The organism is Oceanispirochaeta sp. M1 (assembly GCF_003346715.1).
GTDB lineage: Bacteria > Spirochaetota > Spirochaetia > DSM-2461 > DSM-2461 > Oceanispirochaeta.
On sequence record NZ_QQPQ01000090.1, the window covers coordinates 1 to 6314 of the forward strand.

Consider the following 6314-nt stretch of genomic DNA (forward strand, 5'->3'; position numbering starts at 1 on the left):
AAGAAACAGCATAGTATCAGCTGGTATCATCATAAAAAGACGACTCAATCTACTTTTGACAGTGAAACTATCCTCAATAATACATGAATTTTCTACTGATAATGATAAAACTTGGTGACACAGGGGCTAACTAAGGTGCTGTTTATAGATTTAACATAAGAATATTCAGGAAAGGATTGTGGACCAAAAAAAGAGCTGCTGCAATTTTACTTTTGCAACAGCCCCTTCAAAATACCCCCCCCCGCAGCCAGCCGGAGCAAAGAACTATAACCCCGGAAAATCCCAGCAGCCCTCTTTCATCGAGATTTCAAACTCTTTGGTCCCGAGATTAGCCTCCAGCCGGACAGAATTATCCCCAAGAGTCCTGAGGATAATAAGTTCACCTTCAGGTGATGCTTTTAGAATCTTAAAGTCCCCGCTGAACGCAGGATGGGTATTTCTCAGTTTCATCAGTTTTATAAGAGCCGAAACAACGGGTCTTTCAATTTCATGCTTAATCTCTTCAAGAGAAAAACCGTGACGATTTATGTCCCGACCATTCTTTGTCTCTTCCACAAGGTCTATATCATTGGACCCGGCGAGGATCCCCACATAATAAACCTGAGGCGTACCGGGTGCAAAAAACTGTATGGCCCGTGCCAATAGATAAGCCTTGTCATCCTCTCCAAGGGCGGAATAGTAGGTACAGTTGATCTGATAGATATCAAGGTTATTATACTCTTCGGAGCTATAGCGTCTATTTACATTAGAACCCTTCTCATAGAGGGCTTTACAGGTTGCATCCACCTCTTCAGGAGTCAGAAGATCAGCCACATCCACCACACCGATACCGTCATGTGTATCCAGAGTTGTAAATTGATGAGCGGGACACTTGGCAAACCAATCACCCAGCCTGTCGGCCCTTCCGCTGTACAATGCATGAAGTAACAGCATGGGCAGGGCAAAGTCATAGACTCCATACCCCTTTTCAGCCAGTTTCATGGGGATGGAATAATGCTCATGAATCTCAGGGAGAAGCTCTACATTCCCCTTGGCCATCTCCTCTCTCAGACCTCCCAGAATCTCCCAAATTTCGGGTTCCAGAAAAAAACAGGAGGTTCCGGCTTTCTTGGTTACATAGGCAAAGGCATCCAGACGGATCATGGCCGTACCCTGTTCAGCCAGAAAATTCAGACTGTCCAGAATATATTTTTTTCCAGTTTCCGAATTGACATCGAGATCGATCTGCTCTTCAGAAAAGGTACACCAGACACTGCGGGGAGTGCCGTCCTTATGGTGGATATCTATCCAGGGAGCACGGGGTTTACGAGTATATATTTCCGCAAGCTCTTCCTTTGAGAATTCACCTTCAGGCTTAACCCGGTCCACAGGCAGAAAGAGTTCGGACCAGGGGCTCTCATCCCCATTTTCAGAAAAATCCTTAAACTCATCAGACTGTCTGGAAAGATGATTGATCATAAAATCAACTATCAGATCATACTTAGATGAGATCCTTCTGATATCTTCCCAATTCCCGAAGGCGGGATCTACCTCTTTATATCCGAGAGGGGAAAATCCTCTATCTCCCGAGGAGGGAAAAAAAGGAAGAATATGTACACCAGTAACGCAGCCGTCCAGGGGACCTGCCAGCGCCTGATGCAGTTCTTTAAGATTTCCCCCGAGACTGTCGGGATAGGTAATGAGCTGAATACCGTTTTTCATAACAACCTCTTATTTAATGGAGCCGGCAACCATACCTTTGATGATGTGTTTCTGTGCGGCCAGGAAAAAGATAACAATAGGAATCATGGCCATCAGGATCGCGGTAAGTATAAGGTCCCACTGTTTGACATAGGCACCGGCAAAGTTTGCTACTGCCAGAGGTATGGTCTGTATTTTGTTCCCTTTACCCAGTACAAGAAGAGGAAGAAGATAGTCATTCCATATCCAGATTCCATTCAGAACCATTACTGTGGCATGAATCGGTCTGAGGATGGGTGAGATAATAATATAAAAGGTCTGAAAACGATTACAGCCGTCAATTTTAGCAGCCTCTTCCAGTTCAAAGGGAATAGACTTGATAAATCCATGATACAGAAAGACCGACAGAGAGCAGCCGAATCCGACATAGGCCAGAACCATTCCAAAGTAAGTTCTCAGAAGCTTGATTCCAGTTACAACATGTACTGTTCGAAACCAGGAAAGCAGAGGGAACATAACGATCTGAAAAGGGATTACCATGGCGGCAACAAATATAAAAAAGATCATGTTGGATAATTTAGTCTTTGTCCGAACAAGGACCCAGGCGGCCTGGCTGGAAAGGACAGTGATCGCCAGAAGAGAGACAACGGTGATGATTATTGATGATTGGAAAGAACCGGGATACCTGATATTTTTATTAGTCCAGATCCCGACTATATTTCTTCCTATCTGACTCCAGTCTTCAGGCATGCCCAATGGATTGATAGTAATCTGAAAGGCATCTTTGGCAGAGTTGATCAGAACAATGAAGAAGGGAAACAGGAAGGCCAGAAAAAGAAGGGCCGTAATCAATTCAAGTGCAATGTTATGTTTGGATATTTTCATTACATTTCCACCTCTTTCCTTTTATTTACCGAGACCTGAATCATAGAAATTACAATCAGAACAAGGAAGAAAATAACAGCCTGAGCCTGAGCCATGGCCATATTCAGCTTAACAAAAGCAGTATTATAGATATTCAGTGCCAGGAGCTCTGTACCGAACAGTGGTATCCCCATAAACATGGCAGAGGGTCCACCGGCCGTAAGGGATACATTCACATCAAACTGTTTAAATGACTGTACCAGAGTCAGAAACATTGTGATTGTAAAAGCCTGAGCAATCATGGGAATGGTGATATGACGGATTCTCTCCCCCACATTGGCCCCGTCAATGCGGGCGGCTTCATGAAGTTCCGCTGGAACCGACTCAAGCGCGGCCACATAAATCATCATGATATATCCCGCATACTGCCAGGTACCCACAGCCACAAGAGCCAATACGGCGGAGTTTCTATTGGCCAAGATCAGCTTCCTGGGATCTGCCAGGAATGATAGAGCCGGAACAATTTCTCCCAGAGAGGGAATGGCATTGTTGAAGATGAACTGCCAGATATAGCCGAGGATAAGTCCCCCGATCAGGTTGGGAATAAAGAAACCAACCCTGTAGATATTTCTGAATTTAAGCTTACTGGTGACAAATATCGCTAACAGGAATGCTGTAATATTTATGGCCAGCATATTAATTACTGTGTAGATAATTGTCAGAATAAAAGAGTAGTTAAATGAAGGATCAGCAAAACTGTCTGTAAAATTCTTGAACCCTACAAACTCAAGTACTTCATTAGCACGGGCCGCTGAGCTCCAGTTTGTAAATGAATAAAAAGCACCAATCAGAAATGGAATAATAACAACCATCAGAAAGGCAAATATAATAGGTGATAGGAAAGTCCAGAAAACGATTCGGTTTTCAAGTTTATCTGTCATATTTTATCCTGGTAAAAAAAGGGACAGTCCCCAATTGGGAACCGTCCCTGGTAATCAAAATTGATTATCTGTTCTGGAAAGCTGCAGTCATCAGTTCGACAAACTGAGCTTTATCGACAGCGCCGTTGGCAAACTGGTTGTAGATGGGAGCCAGAGTCTGATCTCTGAAATCTCCAGAGAAGAGGTACTGATTCCAGGAGTAAACTTTACCCTTGGCAGACCATTCCTGTACAGATTTTGAGAGCTGTCCTTTGGGATTCAGACTTACATTGGCGAAAGCAGGAATCATTCCGGCTTCGTTAACCATGAAGTTCTGACCTTCAGCAGTAAATACCAGATCATTCAGGAACTGCTTGGCAGTTTCAACATTCTTGGATTCTTTATTGATTACATAGTATGAGGGAGCTGATACAAAGATACCGTCAGTATCGGCAGCCATGGAACCATGGGGAGCGAATCCCATCTTGAAAGTTGCATTGGCCTGAGCCATATTGGGATCGGTCCAGTTACCCTGATGCAGGAAGACAGCCTTGCTGTTGGCAAAAGCGCCAACCTGAGAGTCGTAGTTCCCGGTTGTCAGTACGGCAGTATCAGCATACATAAAGAGCAGCTCTACCCAGTCGGCATATTCACCCAGTCTCTTGGCATCAACTTTTCCATCAAGCAAAGTCTGAGCTGCAGACTGATCGCCGTATGCCATTCCGTTTGAAAGAAGGGAATTGAAGTTGTGGTGAGCGGTTACCCAGCCCATTTCGGGACCGGCTGCCATGGAAACAACTGAATCAACACCCAGTTCGGCCTTCATTCCGTCAAGTTTTTCAAAAGCTGCTTTATAGGCAGCATAGTTTGTCAGGGAAGCAGGATCGATACCGGCTTTATCCAGCATATCCTTGTTATAAGCCATTCCCCAGCCTTCAACAGCTACAGGACAACCTACAGTTTTACCGTCCACTTTAAAAGCAACAGAAGTTTCTTTGGCCCAGGCTTCGCCTGACATATCAAGAATGAGGCTTTCCCACTCTTTATAGTCTTCGATACCGGCAATGATAAAGATATCAGGCATTTCACCTGCTGCGTAATCAGCTCTAAGCTGCTGTCCCAGAGTAATGGAACTGCTTCCGCCTACTGATTTCATAATTGCTTCATTTCCGGTCTTTTCTGCCCAGAGAGCTCCGTATGCCTGAAGCTGGGGATCAATTTCGGGTTTGTTCTGTATAAGTGTTACAGAACCGCCATCTTTTGACATATCAGATTCCTGAGAGCCGCTTGCAAATGCTGTTGTGGCTACTGCAAGAATAAGAAGAACTGTGAGAATTCGTTTCATGTTTTCCTCCGTTTAATTCCTATGGAAACATAATGGTAACGTTTCCATCGATAATACTATAATATCCTGACTTTTAAATATGTCAAGGATTTTTTGCAATTTTCGGAACCGTTTCCATTATTGGATTAGTTTACTCTGATAGTTATAAGAAAGACTGTTTGGAATTTCCATTTTTTTCCATTTTTTTTCCATTAAATTGGAAAGATTCAAAAACAGAAATAAGGAATCAGCTGTCCCGGTCGATCAGCTGGGGCTCTAGAATTGCCTGAAGCAGCTTCTTCTCTTCCCCGTCTTCCCGCTGACGTACCATCTCGATAACCATCTCCGCAGCACGGGTTCCCAGGATTTCGGAAGACTGTTTTACAGTAGAGAGCTTCATATACTTTGAGGGGAATATATCATCATAGCCTATAATCGACACTTTTCGTCCACACTCCATTCGGGCCTGAATACCTCCATATGCCAGGGTATCTGAAAAGTAGAAAATGCCATCAAGGGACTTATCGTTCATAAGTGAGAGGCTGATATCACAACACTCCTCTTCAGAATTGATGCAGAGCTCAGAGACCTGAATGCCGCCGACCTCTTCGGCCCGCTTCCGGAATCCATCAAATCGGTCAAGCTGCTGTTGTGAACGGTCAGTGAGACCAATCATCATTATCTTCTTACACTGTCGTGAAATAAGATAATCAGCTGCCAGAACACTACCCTTTACACTGTCATAGGTTATAAAACTGGATTCTGCATCATGATAGTCTACGTATAGAAAGGGAATCTTATGAAAATTAAGTATTTCCTGCTCTGACGCAGTGAGAGGTGGATCACCCAGGGTAAGTACCGCTGTAAGTCTCTGCTCCACGATATGATGAACCACAGAATCATGCCCGTGATCTGTACTGAAAATCATTATATTAAACTGTTGTTCCTTCAGACAGGAATGAATATATTTGATCAGTTCAAAGAAAAACTGATTTTCTACAACGGGAAGTAAAAGACCGACTGTGGCACTTGAGTGGGACTGGCGGACAAGCATTCTGGCAGCACCATTGGGTACATAATTAAGTTCTTTTGCGATTCTCAGAACTTCTGACCTGGTACTGTCTTTAACATTGGGGCTGTTGTTGAGAACTCTGGAAACTGTTCCAATTCCGACCCCGGCTTTGGCAGCTATATCCTTAATTGTAATATTATCGCCCACATCTCACCTCATCTCAAAATCCACAAATCAGAGGGAATTATAGCATGAGAATGTAAACGTTTCCACTTCTATTTTGATAAAAGATTTATGATTGTATAGTTCTACACTGAGATTCAAAAAAAAAGAAACAGTTCCAAAGACTTATATTGTTATATATGATGAATTATAGAATTTATTAATCTAGTGTCATGACCGGCTGAATTTTAATCATCCAGCCGGAACTTAATTTTCGCCTTCTTAAAGGTAAATTTCCAATCAAACTTTACTTTCTGCTTATTCATTCTATTTTTCCAGGCATTTACATTTT

The 6314-nt window shown here is 43.2% G+C and carries 5 protein-coding genes; all 5 read right to left on the reverse strand.

The genetic code is table 11. The features are described 5' to 3' along the window. Window positions 1–264: 264 nt before the first annotated feature. Window positions 265–1701 (reverse strand): sucrose phosphorylase, encoded by a 1437-nt coding sequence (gtfA, locus tag DV872_RS25645; protein WP_114632827.1) that lies wholly within the window; start codon window positions 1699–1701, stop codon window positions 265–267. Window positions 1702–1710: 9 nt separating this feature from the next. Then, window positions 1711–2565 carry a carbohydrate ABC transporter permease gene (locus DV872_RS25650; RefSeq protein ID WP_114632828.1) on the reverse strand — a complete coding sequence of 285 codons (855 nt, stop codon included), beginning with the start codon at window positions 2563–2565 and terminating at the stop codon, window positions 1711–1713. After that, a complete protein-coding gene (locus tag DV872_RS25655; protein WP_114632829.1) occupies window positions 2565–3485 on the reverse strand; it encodes a carbohydrate ABC transporter permease in 921 nt (306 codons plus the stop codon). The genes DV872_RS25650 and DV872_RS25655 overlap by 1 nt, the downstream gene beginning before the upstream one ends. 64 nt (window positions 3486–3549) lie before the next feature. Continuing rightward, window positions 3550–4809 (reverse strand): ABC transporter substrate-binding protein, encoded by a 1260-nt coding sequence (locus DV872_RS25660; protein WP_114632830.1) that lies wholly within the window; start codon window positions 4807–4809, stop codon window positions 3550–3552. 226 nt (window positions 4810–5035) lie between these two features. Further along, entirely contained in the window at window positions 5036–6007 is a 972-nt protein-coding gene (locus DV872_RS25665) for a LacI family DNA-binding transcriptional regulator (RefSeq protein WP_114632831.1), read from the reverse strand. Window positions 6008–6314: the final 307 nt, after the last annotated feature.